Raw genomic sequence first — 16062 nt, 5'->3', positions numbered from 1 at the left:
ACTGCAGCGAAGGCGATGCGGCGCACGAGACGCGACCATCGCACCGCGCCGGGCGCGCACTGACTACATATCACGCCGAGCGTGACAGTGGCACCGATGGTTCGCGCTGCACGACACGTGCAGCCACGAAATGACACGAAAATTCGCTGCCGCGTCCCACTTCACTTTCGATGTCCAGGCGCGCCTGATGCAGCCCCAGAATGTGCTTGACGATCGACAGCCCGAGCCCGGTGCCGCCGCTCTCGCGCGAGCGGCTGCTGGACACGCGATAGAAGCGTTCGGTGATACGCGGCAGGTGCGAGGCGGGAATGCCGTAGCCGGTGTCGCGCACGGCCAGCGCCGCGCCATCGCCTTCGCGTACGAAACGGATCGTCACCGTGCCGCCGCCCGGCGTGTAGCGCACCGCGTTGGTGACCAGATTGGAAAACGCGCTGTGCAGTTCCTTGTTGGAGCCGAGCAGGTCCACGCCAGCCTCGTCGATGACGTCAACGGTGTGGCGGCCCTGGCTGTGCGCCTCGGCTTCGCGACGCAGGGTCGATAGCATCGGCGCCATCGCCACGTGTTCTTCGCCGAGTTCTTCCTGCGATTCCAGTCGCGACAACGTCAGCAGGTCTTCGACCAACTGCGCCATGCGCTGCGATTGCTTGCGCATCTCCGCCAGCATCGGGCCCGAATCGGGGAAGTCTTCCGGGTCGAGCATGTCCAGATAGCCATGCACCACCGTCAGCGGTGTGCGCAATTCATGCGAGACGTTGGCCACGAAATCGCGACGCACCTGCTCCAGCCGCAGCAGCTTGCTGACATCGCGCGCCACCAGCAGCCAGTAGTCGTCGGAATAGGGAATCAGGCGCAGATTCAGGCGTAGATCCGGGTCCGCCGGCGAGGCGGCATCCAGCATCGGTTCGGCATTGCGCCCGGCTGCCAGCCAATGCGCCAGCGGCAACGGCTGCAGTCGCTCCACCACCGATACGCCCATGTCGCCGGGATGGTGCAGGCCGAGCAAACCGCCCGCCGCCTTGTTGAACCACTGCACGCGCTGGCTGTTGCGATCCACCACCACTACCGCATCCGGCAGCGCCTGCGCCGCGGCGCGGTAGGTGCGCAACATCTCGATCAGGCGCCGCTTGCGCCCGCGCATTTCGGCCTGGCTGCGATACAGCAGCCGGTCCAGTTCGTTCCAGGCGCCGATGCCGGCGGCAGGCTCGGCACGCTGGCGTGCGGTGAGCCGCCGCAGCACCTGGCGCAGCCGCCAGTAATGCCAGGCCAGTACGCCCAGGGCGGTGAGCGTCAGGGCCATCCACACATGCCCGATCAGCACGCCGGCGACGACGGCAGCGCCCAACAACAGCGCGAGGGTGCCGAGCGTCTTGAGCCAGGCGGAACGGATATGTTGGGGCATGGAAGGCGTTACCACGAAGCGTCAGGTAGGCAGCCGGCCGGCCAGACTGCGGCCGGCTGGCTTTGCGGCACGTCAGGTCGCCGAAGAAAAACGATAGCCCGAGCCACGCACGGTCTGCACCATGTTTTCCAGGCCGAACGGTTCTAGCGTCTTGCGCAGGCGGCGGATATGCACGTCGATGGTGCGCTCTTCCACATACACGCTGCCGCCCCAGACATGGTCCAGCAGCTGGGTGCGCGTATACACGCGCTCCGGGTGGGTCATGAAGAAATGCAGCAAGCGATATTCGGTCGGGCCGATCGGCACCGGTGCATCGCCGGCGAACACGCGGTGCGCGGCGCCATCGATGCGCAGGCGTCCCACGGCCACGCTGCCGTCTTCGTCGTCTTCGCGGGTGCGCCGCATCACCGCGCGGATGCGTGCCAGCAGCTCGCGGGCCGAGAACGGCTTGACCACGTAGTCGTCGACGCCGGCCTCCAGGCCGCCGACGCGGTCGTTTTCCTCGCCACGCGCGGTCAGCATGATGATCGGAATCTCGCGGGTCAGTTGCTCCTTGCGCCAGCGCCGTGCCAGGTCCAGCCCGCTGGTACCCGGCAACATCCAGTCCAGCAGGATCAGATCCGGCACGCGGTCGGCGATGGCGGTCTGCGCCTCGCGGGCATCACCGGCATGGATGGGCTCGAACTCGCCTTTGCGCAGCGCGAACGCCACCATGTCGCGGATCGCGGGTTCGTCATCGACGATCAGAATGCGTTTCTGCACGCGGGGCTTACCGTCTGGCTGTGGTGATCGCCAGTAGACTACGGTTTTGTGACTCTAATGTGACATTGCTGGCGTCGCCTGCGCGATGGTGATGGCCTGGCGCAGCGGACTCGGCAGTTGCATGGCCGCAGGCGGCCAGTCCACACGCTGCTGTCGGCTACAGCTGGCGACGCCCACCAGCGCTCAGCGCGTGGATAAATCCGGATCGCGAATGCCCTGGCGGCGCAGCTCCAGCACGGTCGGAGTGATGGCGGTGATGCGCGCATCCACACGGGCCCGTGTCACATAGTCGAGATCTTTCTTTTTCAGCGCTTCCAGCTGGATCAGCGCCTGTTCGGCGCGGCCATTCAGGAACGCCGCTTCCGCATACGCCTCGCTGGCGCGCAGTTGGTCGCCGGAGAGCTCGCAGGCACGCGCGTAGCTCTGTTGCAGCAACGGGTCGTCGCTGCTCCGGTGCAACAACGGTTCCAGCACCTGGCGCGCGCGCTGGCCGGACTCCTTGCTGGCCTGCTCGTTAAGCGCGCTGGCATAGGTCAGCGCCACCGCGCGGTTGTTCGGCGATTGCTTGAGCAACGCATCGAAGCGCGCATTGGCCGCCTCGCGCTGGCCCACGCGCGCCTGCGCCTCGCTCAGGCCCAGCGCCAGCCACAGATTATCCGGATGCGCCTCAAGCAGGCTGCTCAGCTCGGCGACCGGCTCGCCCGGCCGGCTCCCGCTGTTGCGCAGTTGCGCCAGCGCCAGCCCGTAACGCTGCGCATCGGTCAGGCCCTGCTTGGCGCTGCGGCGCAGGTTTTCGTATTCGCGAATGGCCGCATCGGGCGTGCTCGCACTGAGCACGCGCAGGCGCTCCTTGGCCCAATCGAAGCCTCGCTGGTCGGCACCACGGCTGAGTGCGTCCACCGGCAGCCGGAGGGCGTAGGGCAGCAGCGCGTTGCCATTGCGGCTGAGTGGTTCCGACAGCGACGGGTCGGCCGGGTCCACGCGCTCCTGGCGGCTCCCCCCCGGTACCGAGGTGGTCAGCACCACGGTGTTCTTCTTCATCTGCTCGGCGCGCGCTTTGGCTTCGCTGATACGGGTGACGGTGACCGGGTGGGTCTGCAGGAAATCCGGTGCGCTGTAGCCGCCTTCATTGGCGCGCATCGCCACCGACATGCGCTCGAAGAAGCCGGCCATCGCATCCACGTCGTAACCGCTGCGCGCCAGTGTGCGGATGCCCAGTCGGTCGGCTTCGGATTCGTTGGAGCGCGTGTAGTCGATCTGCCGCTGCTGCATCAGCCCCATCGCACTGGTGATGGTGGCCATGGTGGCGTCGCCCTTGGAGTTGCCCCCGGCCTGCTGCGCCGCCACCACCGCCGCCAGCATGCCGAGCAGGATCGGGATCTGGTCGCGCTGCGCCCGTTCCACCCCACGCAGCACGTGCTGCTGGGTGACGTGGGCGATTTCGTGCGACAGCACCGCCGCCACTTCGTCCTCGCGCTCGGCGGTCAATACCAGTCCGGCGTTGACCGCGACATAGCCGCCCAGCGTGGCGAACGCATTGATCTGGCGGTCGCGCAGCATGAAAAACGTAAATGGCTGCTGCGGCTGGTCGCTGTTTGCGCCCAGCCGGGTGCCCATGGTCTGCAGCCAGTCGGTGATCAGCGGGTCGTCCAGCACGTAGTCGTAGTTGCGCAACTCGGCCAGCATCATTTTGCCGTACTCGGCCTGACGTGCCGGGGTCAACAACTCACCGGCCGACGAGCCGATGTCGGGCAGGCGGTTTTCCTGCGCAGGTGCCACACCCATGGCAACAGCCAGCGTGAGGGCAGTGGCGAGCGGTAGCAGGCGCAAGTGGAACTCCCAGGTAGTGCGCGGAGCATGCGGGCAGCACGGCGCGACGGCGTGAATCATCGATTAACCCACAGTGTTGCGGTGACGACATGGAAATTCCAGTCGCCCGGTACCATGTGGTGGACTTCACACCAACCACGGAGTTTCCCGTGAGCCAAGACCATACTGATCAGGACGCGGCCCCCGGCCCGCAGATCACCCTGTATTCCTCCGCCATTTGCCCGTATTGCGTGGCGGCCAAGAATTTCCTCAAGAGCAAGGGCAAGACCTGGAACGAAGTGCGGATTGACCTGGACCCGGCCGAGCGCGACAAGATGGTTGCCCTGGCCAAGCGCACCAGCGTGCCGCAGATCTTCGTCGGCGACGTTCACGTAGGCGGGTACGACGACATGATGGCCATGCACCGGGCCGGCAAGCTCGAGCCGCTGCTGGCCGGCAGCGCGGGCGGTCAGGCATGAGTGATTCCGACGACGGCAGCACCGACCGCCTGCGCGAGTTCACGCAGTTCCGTCAGCGCATGAATCAGCGCATCCTGGCCGAGCCGAACCAGGTGGTGCGCCGGTTCTTCGCGCTGGACACCCAGACCTACCAGGCGGGCGTGCTGGATGTGAAGACCAAGGAACTGCTCGGCCTGGTCGCCTCGATGGTGCTGCGCTGCGACGACTGCATCAGCTACCACGTCGCCCAGTGCAAGGAAGCCGGCGTCAGTCGCGAAGAGTTCTTCGAAACCTTCTCGGTCGGCCTGGTGGTCGGCGGCTCCATCGTGATCCCGCACTTGCGTCGCGCGGTGGATTTCCTCGACCAGCTCGAAGGCGGCGCGCAGGCGCCAGCCCAGCACGCGCACGACTGAGTCTGTCGCTGAGGCGCGGGAATGGGGATTGGCGATTGGTAAAATCCAGCAAGGCGCGCGCCACCCATCGAGGTGGCGCGTTGCGTCTGGGCGCCTTCCGCTCTTAGACGATGGTCGGTTTGGGCGCCTTCACCGGCATCGGGCATAATTGCCGGTGAAACCTCATTGCGCCGATCCGCCGGCTTTCCGGCTGGCGCTTCCCCCTTCAAGTTCGGAAACCCAACGTTATGACGCAGACAATCACGGTCATCCGCGGCGACGGTATCGGCCCGGAGATCATGGATGCCACGCTGTTCGTGCTCGACGCGCTGCAAGCTGGCCTGACCTACGAATACGCCGACGCTGGCCTGGTCGCGCTGGAAAAGCACGGCGATCTGCTGCCCGAGTCCACCCTGGCCTCGATCACCAAGAACAAGGTGGCGCTGAAAAGCCCGCTGACCACGCCGGTTGGCGAGGGTTTCAGCTCGATCAACGTCGCCATGCGTCGCAAGTTCGACCTGTACGCCAACGTGCGTCCGGCCAAGTCGTTCCCAAACACCAAGTCGCGTTTCGCCGATGGCGTGGACCTGATCACGGTGCGCGAAAATACCGAAGGCGCGTACCTGAGTGAAGGCCAGACCGTGTCCGAGGATGGCGAGACCGCGTTCTCCGGCACCCGGATCACCCGCAAGGGCTCCGAGCGCATCGTGCGCTACGCCTTCGACCTGGCACGCGCCACCGGCCGCAAGAAGGTCACTGCGGTGCATAAGGCCAACATCATCAAGTCGACCTCGGGCCTGTTCCTGAAGGTGGCGCGCGATGTGGCCGCGCAGTACCCGGAAATCGAATTCCAGGAAATGATCGTCGACAACACCTGCATGCAGTTGGTGATGCGTCCGGAGCAGTTCGACATCATCGTGACCACCAACCTGTTCGGCGACATCATCTCCGACCTGTGCGCCGGTCTGGTCGGCGGCCTGGGCCTGGCCCCGGGTGCCAATATCGGTCTGGACGCGGCGATCTTCGAAGCCGTGCACGGCTCGGCGCCGGATATCGCAGGGCAGGGCAAGGCCAACCCGTGCGCGCTGCTGCTGGGCGCGGCGCAGATGCTGGACCACATCGGTCAGCCCCAGAACGCCGAGCGCCTGCGCGAAGCGATCGTCGCCACGCTGGAAGCCAAGGACTCGCTGACCCCCGACCTGGGCGGCACCGGCAACACCATGGGCTTCGCCAAGGCCATCGCCAGCCGTCTCTGAGCGACACGCCGACAGCAAAAAAAGAAAGGGCGCCCAGGCGCCCTTTCTTTTTGCTCGAAATCCGGATGTTCGAAACGAACCGCTCTTGCGATTCCCCGATCCCGATTCCCAGCGCCCTGCTCAATTGCGCGACTGCAGCTTCGACAGCAAGCGCAAAAACTCGATGTACAGCCACACCAGCGTGACCATCAGGCCGAACGCGCCGTACCACTCCATGTGCTTGGGTGCACCGTGTTCGACGCCGCTCTCGATGAAGTCGAAGTCCAGCACCAGGTTCAGCGCCGCCACCACCACCACGAACAGGCTAAATCCAATTCCGATCAGGCCCGAGTCGTGGATGAAAGGGATGCGCACGCCGAAAAAGCCCAGCACGATGGTCGCCAGATACACCAGCGCGATACCGCCGGTGGCTGCGACGACACCCAGCTTGAAGTTCTCGGTGGCCTTGATCATGCCGCTGCGATACGCAAACAGCAGCGCGAACATCGTGCCGAAGGTCAGCAGCACCGCCTGAAACACGATGCCGTTGAAGCGCGCTTCGTACACCGCCGAGATCGAGCCGAGGAAAAAGCCTTCGATCAGCGCGTACAGCGGCGCCGTGATCGGTGCCCAGGTCGGCTTGAAGCTGGTGGCCAGCGCGAACACCAGGCCGCCGATCGCGCCAGCGATCATGTAGATGCGTGCGGCAGGCAGCGGCATGCCATCGGCACCGATCGATTGCGACCAGGCGAAGGCGGCCGTGACCACGGCCATCAGCAACAGCGCACCGGTCTTGTTGACCGTGCCGTTGAGGGTCATCGCCTGACCATCGCGGGTGATGACCGAGCCGGAGCCCGAATCGAGGAATGTGGATTCCCGAAGGGCAGGGTTACCGCTACGCATGCGTGTTCTCCATGAAATGTAGTGCTCACCGTACTGACGAGCGTTGTTGCGAGGATAGCTGATCGTTCGATTTACACAGAGTGATTGACAGCGAGGCCAATCGTTCCCAAAATAGCCGACCTTTCGAGCCTTCGGGATTGAAAGGTCCCGCCGGGGTATAGCGCAGTCTGGTAGCGCGCCTGCTTTGGGAGCAGGATGTCGGGGGTTCGAATCCCTCTACCCCGACCATTCCGAGCTCCTGACGGCGTGGGAATGCGAAGTTCGGTCCGGGCGCCCGTAGCTCAACCGGATAGAGCACCGGCCTTCTAAGCCGGCGGTTACAGGTTCGAGTCCTGTCGGGCGCGCCATCGGCGGTACGGTAGGAAGCAAGTTTTCAGTGGTGGCTGTAGCTCAGCTGGTTAGAGTACTGGATTGTGATTCCAGATGTCGGGGGTTCGAGTCCCCTCAGCCACCCCACTGATGACAGGCAATTGCAGGAATGTTTGACCCGATGTGTCACCGGGTGTTGCAACGAAGAAAAAATGCACATACAATGTGCGACCAGTTTCAGGGCCGTTAGCTCAGTTGGTAGAGCAGTTGACTCTTAATCAATAGGTCCAAGGTTCGAATCCTTGACGGCCCACCAAATAAAAGCACTTAGGCAGCTGCCTAGGTGCTTTTCTTTTTCCAGGGCAAAAACAGAAAGGCGCGCGTTGCGCTTGCCATAAACGAGACACTCAGCGCTCTGTATGGCGATGTTGTTGCAACGTGGCGCTATTGCCTGGAGCGCAGATGCCTGGCCTTGGCATCGCACAGATCGCTTTCTCACGCATTTTTTCGAATACGTAGCTAGACCGGGATGCGGGTTCGACGGGCGATTCCCATCGCCATTGGCACGGATCAATTTCTGGTCAGATTGTCAGTGATTTCAGAAATATCGCCGTGCGCCACTTCGGCGCCACGTCATTGCGTGTGCTGTGAGGCCGTCCCGCAGTGTGCGTTACGCAATCTGCAAGCAATGCAGGGCAGTCATGCCACGCATCCACCCCGCGCAAGGCTATTAGTGCAAGCGCCTAGCCTCGCTGCACGCGCGGAAACGCCAGCACAAAGCGCGCGCCCTGGCCTGGGGCCGAGGTGACGTCCACAAATCCGCCCGCCTGCCGTACCGCGCTATAGACCTGCGCCAATCCCAGGCCGGCGCCCTTTTCAGCGTGCTTGGTGGTGAAGTAGGCCTCGAACAGATGCGCCTGCACCGTGCTGTCCATGCCGTGCCCCGTGTCGGCGACGGCAATGGTCATGTAATGCCCTGCCGGTTTGGTCAATTGCGCCTGGTCTTCGCTGACGAAGGTGTCGCCGGTTTCCACGCTGATGCTGTCGCCGCTGGCGCAGGCGTCGCGCGCATTGATCACCAGATTCAGGATGGCGCGCTCCACGGTGTGGCGGTCGACCATGGCGCAACATCCGCCGGCGGCGGTGCGCAGCTGCAACCGCAGCTCTGCGCCGACGACCTGTTCCAGTAGCGGGCTGAGCTGTCGTGCCAGTTCGGCAAGATCCACCGCTTCGGGGCTGTAGGGGTATTGGCGCGAGAAACCCACCAGGCGCTGCGCCATCACTGAGCCGTGTTGGAGCGCCGCGTCGGCCACGCTGAGCAGCTTGGCGTCGTGTGCGTCGATCTGCGCGCGCTGCACCACCAAATCGATCGCCGATGTGGCCGCCTGCAGCACGTTGTTCAAATCGTGCACCACGCCGGCCAGCAGTTGTCCTACCGCTTCGCCTTTCTGCGCCTGCTCGGAGATCTTCTCGGCTGCATTCTGCGCGGCGCGCGCAATGTCTAGGTCGCCTTCGATGCGCTCGCGCAGGTCGCGCAAGCTGTGCAGCTCGGTCGACAGTGAGGTTTCTCGGGCGCGCGCCAGCATCAGGGCGCTGGTGGAAAACGCGCGCTCTGCCGCCAGGGTGCTGTCCAGGGTATGAAAGGCTGCTTCCAGCGCGCGGCGATCGGAGACATTCTTGCTCACCGCCAAGATCGCCTCGACCTTGCCCTGCTCGTCGAACAACGGGCTGGTGACGACGTGCCAGGTCTGGCGCACGCCGGCCAGGTTCACGCAGCTGGCTTCGAATTCCTGGATCGCGCCTTTTGCCGACTCGGCCATGGCCGCATCCACCAGGTGGGCGGCTTCGCTCGGCCATAGCTCGCGCCACGGCCGAGCGATCAGTTGGTCCGCAGACGTGGCGCCGAGTTCGGCCAGCCCGTTGACGTTGACCGAGGTGATTTGCCCGTCCAGATCGATCTCTTTGATGCAATCGCGCGACAGTGCCACGATCTGGCGGTATCGGTCTCTCATCGCGACTGGCTGCCTCTAGGCTGAAATTAACGGAATTTTCGCAAATCCTGCTGCTGCGGAGTGGGTGCAGAACGGACGAGCTTGGTCTGGATTCAGGCTGTTCACGCCTGTGGGGGCGGCGTGGAGTCTCACATCTGCGTATGACGCAGCCCCGCCGTGCCTTCCACTGCCGCATCGCGCTCAACAGCCCCTCGCAACGCTTTTTCTTTGCGGGCATCCCTGCAACAATACCCGGGCACCTGCGGCATTGCGAAAGTGGCGGAATTGGTAGACGCACCAGATTTAGGTTCTGACGCCGTAAGGCGTGGGGGTTCGAGTCCCCCCTTTCGCACCAGTGTCGTGCGGCCGTGTGGGTTCCGGCCGCTGCATCTCCCGCAAACCACTGAGTCCTGTCCGTGACGCCGCGACGCGCATGCCGCTGGTAGCCGCCGCCGTTATCGGCGAAACTACAAGGCTCGGCGGCTTTCTCGCCATCCGTCAACCCGCATCTTCCATCTCGTGCCGACGCTTGTGCAGTCGGTGGCAGGAGTCAACATGCAAGCATCGATCGAATCCACCGGCAATCTGGAACGCCGCCTGACCTTCACCCTGCCGCAGGAGCGCCTGGAGACGCATGTCGGTGGCCGCCTGCGCGAACTTGCGCGGACCACGCGCATCAAGGGTTTCCGCCCGGGCAAGGTGCCGACCAAGGTCATCGAGCAGCGCTTTGGTCAGCAGGTGCGTGCCGAGGCGATGGAAGGCCTGCTGCGTGAAACCTTCGATTCGGCAGTGCGCGAGCACTCGCTGCGGTTGGCCGGCAACCCGCGCATCGACCAGGGCGAAACCGATTTCGACTTCGTCGCCACCTTCGAAGTGGTGCCGGATTTCGGTGACATCGACGTGACCAAGCTGTCGGTGGTGCGTGCCACCGCTGAAGTGACCGATGCCGATATCGATCAGATGATCGAAAACCTGCGCCTGCAGCGCCGCACCTGGAATCCGGTCGAGCGCGGTGCGCAGGTCGGTGACCTGGTGGCGCTGGAGACCTGGTCGCAGGCTGGCGACGAGCGTTTGCCCGCCGAAGGCGTGGAAACCGGCAGCAGCGTGCTGGGCTCGGGCGTCATGTTTGACCAGATCGAAAAGGGCCTGGAAGGCCTGACCAAGGGCGAAGACAAGACCCTGACCGTCGATTTCCCGGCCGAGTGGCGCGTGCCGCAGCTGGCCGGCAAGACCGTGCAGGTGCACGTCAAGGCGGTCGAGGTGTCCGAGCCGGTGCTGCCGGCAGTGGACAAGGAGTTCATCAAGAGCTTTGGCGTGAAGAGTGGCGATGCCGAGCAATTCCGCGCCGACATCCGCACCAACCTGGAGCGCGAGCTCAAGGGGGCGCTGATGAATCGTCTGCGCCGCGAAGTGGGCGAGCAGCTGATTGCCGCCTATGCGCACGTCGAAATGCCGCCGCGTCTGGTCGAGAACGAAGCCCGTTCGATGCTGGCCCAGCAGGTTGAGCAGGTCCGCCGCAGCGGCCGCGATCCGGGTCAGGTGCCGGCCGACGCGCACCAGGGGTTCATGGACGCGGCCGCCAAGCGCGTGCTGGTCGGGCTGTTGGTGGGTGAAGTGGCGCGTCGTAACGAACTGCGCCTGGAATCCAAACGCGTCAGCGAAACGCTGCGTCTGATCGCCTCGACCTACGAAGAGCCGGAACAGGTCATTGAGATGTACCGCAACGACCCCCAACTGATGAATGGATTGCAGAGCCGTGTGATGGAAGAGCAGGTGATCGACTGGATCGCCGAGCGCGCCCAGCACACCGAGCAGTCGCTGTCGTTCCAGGACGCCATCCGCGTCTGATTCGGCAGTAAGAGAAGAACCGCGCCTGCGGTCAGGGGCGCGGATGTCGAACACGGGCAGCGGCACAAACCGCTGCCACAACAGGAAGACTGATGAGCATTGTGACCAAAGCCCTGAACCTGGTGCCCATGGTGGTCGAGCAGACCAGCCGTGGCGAACGTGCGTACGACATCTACTCGCGTCTGCTGAAGGAGCGTCTGATCTTCCTGGTCGGTCCGATCGACGACCATATGGCCAACGTGATCGTGGCTCAGTTGCTGTTCCTGGAAGCGGATAACCCGGAAAAGGACATCAGCATCTACATCAACTCGCCCGGTGGCGTGGTCACCGCCGGCATGGCGATCTACGACACCATGCAGTACATCAAGCCGGACGTCAGCACGATCTGCGTCGGCCAGGCCGCCTCGATGGGCGCGCTGCTGCTGGCCTCAGGGGCCGCCGGCAAGCGCTATGCGCTGCCGAATTCGCGCGTGATGATCCATCAGCCGCTGGGCGGCTTCCAGGGTCAGGCGACCGATATCGACATCCATGCCCGCGAGATCCTGACCCTGCGTTCGCGCTTGAACGAGATCCTGGCCAAGCACACCGGCCAGTCCCTGGAGACCATCGCGCGCGACACCGAGCGTGACAACTTCAAGAGCGCGGTCGATGCCCAGGCTTATGGCTTGGTGGATCAGGTGCTCGAGCGTCGTCCGGAAGAGTCGATTCAGCCGTCTTGATCGCTAGATCTTTGAAATTGCAGGAAAAACCGGCAGGGTCGGGCGGGGCGAATGTCCTCCCGACCCTGTGCTATTCTCGAAATCGAACCCCCGTGCATCGGGTGGGGTAACTGGGTAACAGAAGCATGAGCGAAGACCGCCAAGGTCGTTCCGGCGACAGCAACAAGATTCTCTACTGCTCGTTCTGCGGTAAGAGTCAGCATGAAGTCCGTAAGCTGATTGCCGGTCCCAGCGTATTCATCTGCGATGAGTGCGTTGAGCTGTGCAACGACATCATCCGTGAAGAGCTCGAAGAGAAGGCGCAGTCGGCACGTTCCAGCCTGCCCAAGCCGCGCGAGATTCTTGAGGTGCTGGATCAATACGTGATCGGGCAATTGCGCGCCAAGCGCACGCTCGCGGTGGCGGTGTACAACCACTACAAGCGTATCGAGAGCCGCAGCAAGAACGATGATGTCGAGCTGGCGAAATCCAACATTCTGCTGGTCGGTCCGACCGGTTCGGGCAAGACGCTGCTGGCCGAAACGCTGGCGCGCCTGCTCAATGTGCCGTTCACGATCGCCGATGCCACCACGCTGACCGAAGCCGGCTATGTGGGCGAGGACGTGGAAAACATCATCCAGAAGCTGCTGCAGAAGTGCGATTACGACGTCGAGAAGGCGCAGCAGGGCATCGTCTATATCGATGAAATCGACAAGATCTCGCGCAAGAGCGAGAACCCGTCGATCACCCGCGACGTGTCCGGCGAAGGCGTGCAGCAAGCGCTGTTGAAGCTGATCGAAGGTACGGTCGCTTCGGTGCCGCCGCAGGGCGGGCGCAAGCATCCGCAGCAGGAATTCCTGCAGGTGGACACCAAGAACATCCTGTTCATCTGCGGCGGTGCGTTCGCCGGGTTGGACAAGGTGATCCAGGCGCGTTCCAACGATGCTGGCGGCATTGGCTTCGGTGCCAAGGTCAAGAGCAGCGAGCGCAAGCAGGAAGTGGGCAAGATCCTGGCCGAGGTCGAGCCGGAAGATCTGATCAAGTTCGGCCTGATTCCCGAGTTCGTGGGCCGCCTGCCGGTGGTCGCCACGCTCGAGGAGTTGGACGAGCCGGCGCTGATCAAGATCCTGACCGAGCCCAAGAACGCCATCACCAAGCAGTTCAAGAAGCTGTTCGATATGGAAGGCGTGGAGCTGGAGTTCCGCCCCGACGCCCTGTCTGCGATCGCCAAGAAGGCGCTCAAGCGCAAGACCGGCGCGCGTGGCCTGCGCACCATCGTCGAATCGGTGCTGCTGGACACGATGTACGAGTTGCCCTCGCAGGAAAATGTCAGCAAGGTGGTCGTGGACGAGTCGGTGATCGAGCACAAATCCGAGCCGTATTTGATCTACCAGGCGCAACCGGCCCCGGCCAAGGCTGCGTCCGGCGACTGAGCCTCGTCACCGCCTCGCCAGGCCCTGGCCTCGCTCGCGGCTAAAGGCTTTCCGAGTGCTACTTGCAACACCTCGCCGATGGCCCCATAACGGGGCCATCGGCATTTTTATTGCCCCAAAATCCCCATTCCTGCGGAGCGCCCCATGGCCCAGTCCCAACCAGAAGTTCTCGATCTGCCAGTGTTGCCGCTGCGCGACGTGGTGGTGTTTCCGCACATGGTGATTCCGCTGTTCGTGGGCCGCGACAAGTCGATGCGTGCGCTGGAAAAAGCCATGGAGGCGGACAAGCGCATCCTGCTGGTGGCGCAGAAGTCGGCCGAAACCGATGACCCGGCGGCCGGCGATCTGTATACCGTCGGCACCCTGGCGCAGGTGCTGCAGCTGCTCAAGCTCCCCGACGGCACCATCAAGGTGCTGGTCGAAGGCCTGTCGCGGGTCACCGTCGACAAGGTTGTCGAGCAGGACGGCGCTTTGCAGGGGCAGGGCACCGAAGTTGAGGCCAGCGATGGCCGCGAGCCGCGTGAAGTGGAAGCCATCGCGCGTTCGCTGATGTCGTTGTTCGAACAGTACGTCAAGACCAACCGCAAGCTGCCGCCGGAACTGCTGCAGACCCTGGCCGGCATCGACGAGCCTGGCCGCCTGGCCGACACCATCGCCGCGCACATCGGGGTGCGCCTGGCCGACAAGCAGCGCCTGCTGGAAATTACCGACATCGGAGAGCGGCTGGAATTGCTGGTCGGGCTGGTCGACGGCGAAATCGACGTGCAACAGCTGGAAAAGCGCATCCGCGGCCGTGTGAAGTCGCAGATGGAAAAGAGCCAGCGCGAGTACTACCTCAACGAGCAGATGAAAGCGATCCAGAAGGAGCTGGGCGACCTGGACGATGCGCCCGGTGAGCTGGAAGAACTCGCACGCAAGATCGCCGAAGCGGGCATGCCCAAGCCGGTCGAGACCAAGGCCAAGGCCGAGCTCAACAAACTCAAGCAGATGTCGCCGATGTCCGCCGAAGCGGCGGTGGTGCGCAACTATCTGGATTGGCTGCTGGGCGTTCCGTGGAAAAAGCGCACCAAGGTCCGCAAGGATCTGAAGGTTGCCGAAGACACGCTGGACGCCGATCACTACGGTCTGGACAAGGTCAAGGAGCGCATCCTCGAGTATCTGGCGGTGCAGTCGCGCGTGAAGCAGATGAAGGGGCCGATCCTGTGCCTGGTCGGGCCGCCGGGCGTGGGCAAGACCTCGCTCGGGCAGTCGATCGCCAAGGCGACCAACCGCAAGTTCGTGCGCATGAGCCTGGGCGGCATCCGTGACGAGGCCGAGATTCGTGGCCATCGCCGGACCTATGTCGGCTCGATGCCCGGGCGCCTGGTGCAGAACCTCAACAAGGTCGGCAGCAAGAACCCGCTGTTCCTGCTGGACGAGATCGACAAGATGTCGATGGACTTCCGTGGCGACCCGTCGTCGGCGTTGCTGGAGGTGCTCGATCCGGAGCAGAACAACTCCTTCAACGACCACTATCTGGAGGTCGATCTGGACCTGTCGGAGGTGATGTTCGTTGCCACCTCCAACTCGCTCAATATTCCAGGCCCGCTGCTGGACCGCATGGAAGTCATCCGCATCCCCGGCTACACCGAGGATGAGAAGCTCAACATCGCGATGCGCTACCTGGTGCCCAAGCAAATCAAGGCCAACGGCTTGAAGCCGGAAGAGATCGAGATCGGCAGCGACGCCATCCAGGACATCGTGCGGTATTACACGCGCGAATCGGGTGTGCGTAATCTCGAACGCGAAGTCGCCAAGATCTGCCGCAAGGTGGTCAAGGAAATCGCGCTGGCAGGTCCCCAGCCCGCGGCCAAGAAGGTGGTCGCCAAGAAGGGCAAGCCAAAGGCGCTGGTCACCGTCAACGCGAAGAATCTCGACAAGTACCTGGGCGTGCGTCGCTTCGATTTCGGCCGTGCCGAAGAAGAAAACGAAATCGGCCTGGTCACGGGTCTGGCATGGACCGAGGTCGGCGGCGAGCTGCTGCAGGTCGAGTCGACGCTGGTGCCGGGCAAGGGCAATCTGATCCTCACCGGTCAGCTCGGCAACGTCATGAAGGAATCGGCATCGGCAGCGTTGTCGGTGGTGCGTTCGCGCGCCGAGCGGCTCGGCATCGATGTGGATTTCCTGCAGAAGCAGGACGTGCACGTGCACGTGCCCGATGGCGCAACACCGAAGGACGGCCCAAGCGCCGGTATCGCGATGGTGACCTCGCTGGTGTCGGTGTTGACCCGGGTGCCGATCCGCGCGGACGTGGCGATGACCGGCGAGATCACCTTGCGTGGTCGCGTCTCGGCGATTGGCGGCTTGAAGGAGAAGTTGCTGGCGGCCCTGCGCGGCGGTATCCGCACCGTGTTGATTCCCGACGAGAACCGCAAGGATCTTGCCGACATCCCAGCCAACGTCACCCGCGATCTGAAGATCGTGCCGGTGAAGTGGATTGACGAGGTGCTCGATCTGGCACTGGAGCGTCCGCTGACGCCGAAGAAGGCCAGTAAGGAAAAAGCCCGCAAGACAGCCTCGCGCGTCGCCGTGCGCGGCAAGTCGCGTAGCACACCCGGCACCCGCGTCAAGCACTAACGGGGGCTGTCTAGGCTCCCGCAAAACAAGCCAAAACCCGCGTCGTTATTGGGTTTTGGCTTGCGTGCAGTTGGGGGCGCTGGTATAAATGCACGACTCGTGGGCGCGGCAAATGCGATGCGTCACGCGATACCACTTGTGTCGGGTTCTTCGCTAACGGCAAGAGCGCCGATTGTCGATTCCGCGGCATCTGCCGCAAAGGGAGTTTC

Annotated in this window: 12 protein-coding genes and 5 tRNA genes; 12 read left to right on the top strand and 5 right to left on the bottom strand. The window is 63.6% G+C overall.

The annotated features are described in order from the left end of the window. Positions 1-70: 70 nt before the first annotated feature. From phoR to XpruCFBP8353_RS13095, 3 genes are all read right to left on the bottom strand, one after another. Positions 71-1399: a phosphate regulon sensor histidine kinase PhoR gene (gene phoR, locus XpruCFBP8353_RS13105; RefSeq protein WP_162301038.1), complete on the bottom strand. Its 1329-nt coding sequence runs from the start codon at positions 1397-1399 to the stop codon at positions 71-73. Between the two features lie 72 nt (positions 1400-1471). Beyond that, on the bottom strand, positions 1472-2161 hold the full coding sequence (gene phoB / locus XpruCFBP8353_RS13100) for a phosphate regulon transcriptional regulator PhoB (protein WP_002806631.1): 690 nt from the start codon (positions 2159-2161) through the stop codon (positions 1472-1474). A gap of 183 nt (positions 2162-2344) precedes the next feature. Continuing rightward, a complete protein-coding gene (locus XpruCFBP8353_RS13095; protein ID WP_101363597.1) occupies positions 2345-3991 on the bottom strand; it encodes a M48 family metalloprotease in 1647 nt (548 codons plus the stop codon). A 149-nt stretch (positions 3992-4140) separates the two neighbouring features. Here XpruCFBP8353_RS13095 and grxC point away from each other — a divergent pair, with 149 nt between their 5' ends. The 3 genes from grxC to XpruCFBP8353_RS13080 all read left to right on the top strand — a co-directional run bounded on the left by grxC (position 4141) and on the right by XpruCFBP8353_RS13080 (position 6076). Further along, a complete protein-coding gene (grxC, locus tag XpruCFBP8353_RS13090) occupies positions 4141-4449 on the top strand; it encodes a glutaredoxin 3 (protein ID WP_101363691.1) in 309 nt (102 codons plus the stop codon). Continuing rightward, positions 4446-4841, top strand: a complete 396-nt coding sequence (locus XpruCFBP8353_RS13085) for a carboxymuconolactone decarboxylase family protein (protein ID WP_101363596.1) — start codon at positions 4446-4448, stop codon at positions 4839-4841. The genes grxC and XpruCFBP8353_RS13085 overlap by 4 nt, the downstream gene beginning before the upstream one ends. Positions 4842-5068: 227 nt before the next feature. After that, positions 5069-6076 carry an isocitrate dehydrogenase gene (locus XpruCFBP8353_RS13080; protein WP_010368534.1) on the top strand — a complete coding sequence of 336 codons (1008 nt, stop codon included), beginning with the start codon at positions 5069-5071 and terminating at the stop codon, positions 6074-6076. A 120-nt stretch (positions 6077-6196) separates the two neighbouring features. Here XpruCFBP8353_RS13080 and XpruCFBP8353_RS13075 read toward each other — a convergent pair whose 3' ends face one another. Then, the gene (locus XpruCFBP8353_RS13075; RefSeq protein ID WP_101363595.1) at positions 6197-6958 is read right to left on the bottom strand and encodes a Bax inhibitor-1/YccA family protein; all 762 of its coding nucleotides are present in this window, start codon (positions 6956-6958) and stop codon (positions 6197-6199) included. A gap of 151 nt (positions 6959-7109) precedes the next feature. On the opposite strand from XpruCFBP8353_RS13075, the gene XpruCFBP8353_RS13070 reads away from it, so the two are divergent. The 4 genes from XpruCFBP8353_RS13070 to XpruCFBP8353_RS13055 all read left to right on the top strand — a co-directional run bounded on the left by XpruCFBP8353_RS13070 (position 7110) and on the right by XpruCFBP8353_RS13055 (position 7583). Continuing rightward, a tRNA-Pro gene (locus XpruCFBP8353_RS13070) sits at positions 7110-7186 on the top strand. A gap of 42 nt (positions 7187-7228) precedes the next feature. Beyond that, positions 7229-7305 (top strand) — tRNA-Arg (locus XpruCFBP8353_RS13065). A gap of 32 nt (positions 7306-7337) precedes the next feature. Continuing rightward, positions 7338-7414: transfer RNA gene (locus XpruCFBP8353_RS13060), tRNA-His, on the top strand. Between the two features lie 93 nt (positions 7415-7507). Next, positions 7508-7583, top strand: a tRNA-Lys gene (locus XpruCFBP8353_RS13055). Positions 7584-8010: 427 nt separating this feature from the next. Here the strand turns inward: XpruCFBP8353_RS13055 and XpruCFBP8353_RS13050 are convergent. Beyond that, positions 8011-9279 (bottom strand): two-component system sensor histidine kinase NtrB, encoded by a 1269-nt coding sequence (locus tag XpruCFBP8353_RS13050; RefSeq protein WP_101363594.1) that lies wholly within the window; start codon positions 9277-9279, stop codon positions 8011-8013. 249 nt (positions 9280-9528) lie between these two features. Here XpruCFBP8353_RS13050 and XpruCFBP8353_RS13045 point away from each other — a divergent pair. The 5 genes from XpruCFBP8353_RS13045 to lon all read left to right on the top strand — a co-directional run bounded on the left by XpruCFBP8353_RS13045 (position 9529) and on the right by lon (position 15853). Further along, positions 9529-9613 (top strand) — tRNA-Leu (locus XpruCFBP8353_RS13045). A 200-nt stretch (positions 9614-9813) separates the two neighbouring features. Beyond that, complete coding sequence (tig, locus tag XpruCFBP8353_RS13040) at positions 9814-11106, top strand: trigger factor (RefSeq protein ID WP_101363690.1); 1293 nt, start codon at positions 9814-9816, stop codon at positions 11104-11106. Between the two features lie 92 nt (positions 11107-11198). Beyond that, positions 11199-11825: an ATP-dependent Clp endopeptidase proteolytic subunit ClpP gene (gene clpP, locus XpruCFBP8353_RS13035; RefSeq protein ID WP_002806026.1), complete on the top strand. Its 627-nt coding sequence runs from the start codon at positions 11199-11201 to the stop codon at positions 11823-11825. A 125-nt stretch (positions 11826-11950) separates the two neighbouring features. Further along, positions 11951-13237, top strand: a complete 1287-nt coding sequence (gene clpX, locus XpruCFBP8353_RS13030) for an ATP-dependent Clp protease ATP-binding subunit ClpX (RefSeq protein ID WP_046963201.1) — start codon at positions 11951-11953, stop codon at positions 13235-13237. A 144-nt stretch (positions 13238-13381) separates the two neighbouring features. Then, entirely contained in the window at positions 13382-15853 is a 2472-nt protein-coding gene (gene lon, locus XpruCFBP8353_RS13025) for an endopeptidase La (RefSeq protein ID WP_101363593.1), read from the top strand. The last annotated feature ends 209 nt before the right edge of the window (positions 15854-16062 follow it).

Source organism: Xanthomonas prunicola (assembly GCF_002846205.1).
Taxonomy (GTDB): Bacteria; Pseudomonadota; Gammaproteobacteria; order Xanthomonadales; family Xanthomonadaceae; genus Xanthomonas; species Xanthomonas prunicola.
This window is presented reverse-complemented; position numbering and strand designations above follow the sequence as displayed.

What these genes read in the sequence shown, in the direction of transcription:
- XpruCFBP8353_RS13075 (WP_101363595.1), bottom strand. Translation starts at nt 6,958, where the DNA reads ATGCGTAGCGGTAACCCTGCCCTTCGGGAATCCACATTCCTCGATTCG.
- phoR (WP_162301038.1), bottom strand. Translation starts at nt 1,399, where the DNA reads ATGCCCCAACATATCCGTTCCGCCTGGCTCAAGACGCTCGGCACCCTC.
- XpruCFBP8353_RS13085 (WP_101363596.1), top strand. Translation starts at nt 4,446, where the DNA reads ATGAGTGATTCCGACGACGGCAGCACCGACCGCCTGCGCGAGTTCACG.
- XpruCFBP8353_RS13050 (WP_101363594.1), bottom strand. Translation starts at nt 9,279, where the DNA reads ATGAGAGACCGATACCGCCAGATCGTGGCACTGTCGCGCGATTGCATC.
- tig (WP_101363690.1), top strand. Translation starts at nt 9,814, where the DNA reads ATGCAAGCATCGATCGAATCCACCGGCAATCTGGAACGCCGCCTGACC.
- clpX (WP_046963201.1), top strand. Translation starts at nt 11,951, where the DNA reads ATGAGCGAAGACCGCCAAGGTCGTTCCGGCGACAGCAACAAGATTCTC.
- lon (WP_101363593.1), top strand. Translation starts at nt 13,382, where the DNA reads ATGGCCCAGTCCCAACCAGAAGTTCTCGATCTGCCAGTGTTGCCGCTG.
- clpP (WP_002806026.1), top strand. Translation starts at nt 11,199, where the DNA reads ATGAGCATTGTGACCAAAGCCCTGAACCTGGTGCCCATGGTGGTCGAG.
- XpruCFBP8353_RS13080 (WP_010368534.1), top strand. Translation starts at nt 5,069, where the DNA reads ATGACGCAGACAATCACGGTCATCCGCGGCGACGGTATCGGCCCGGAG.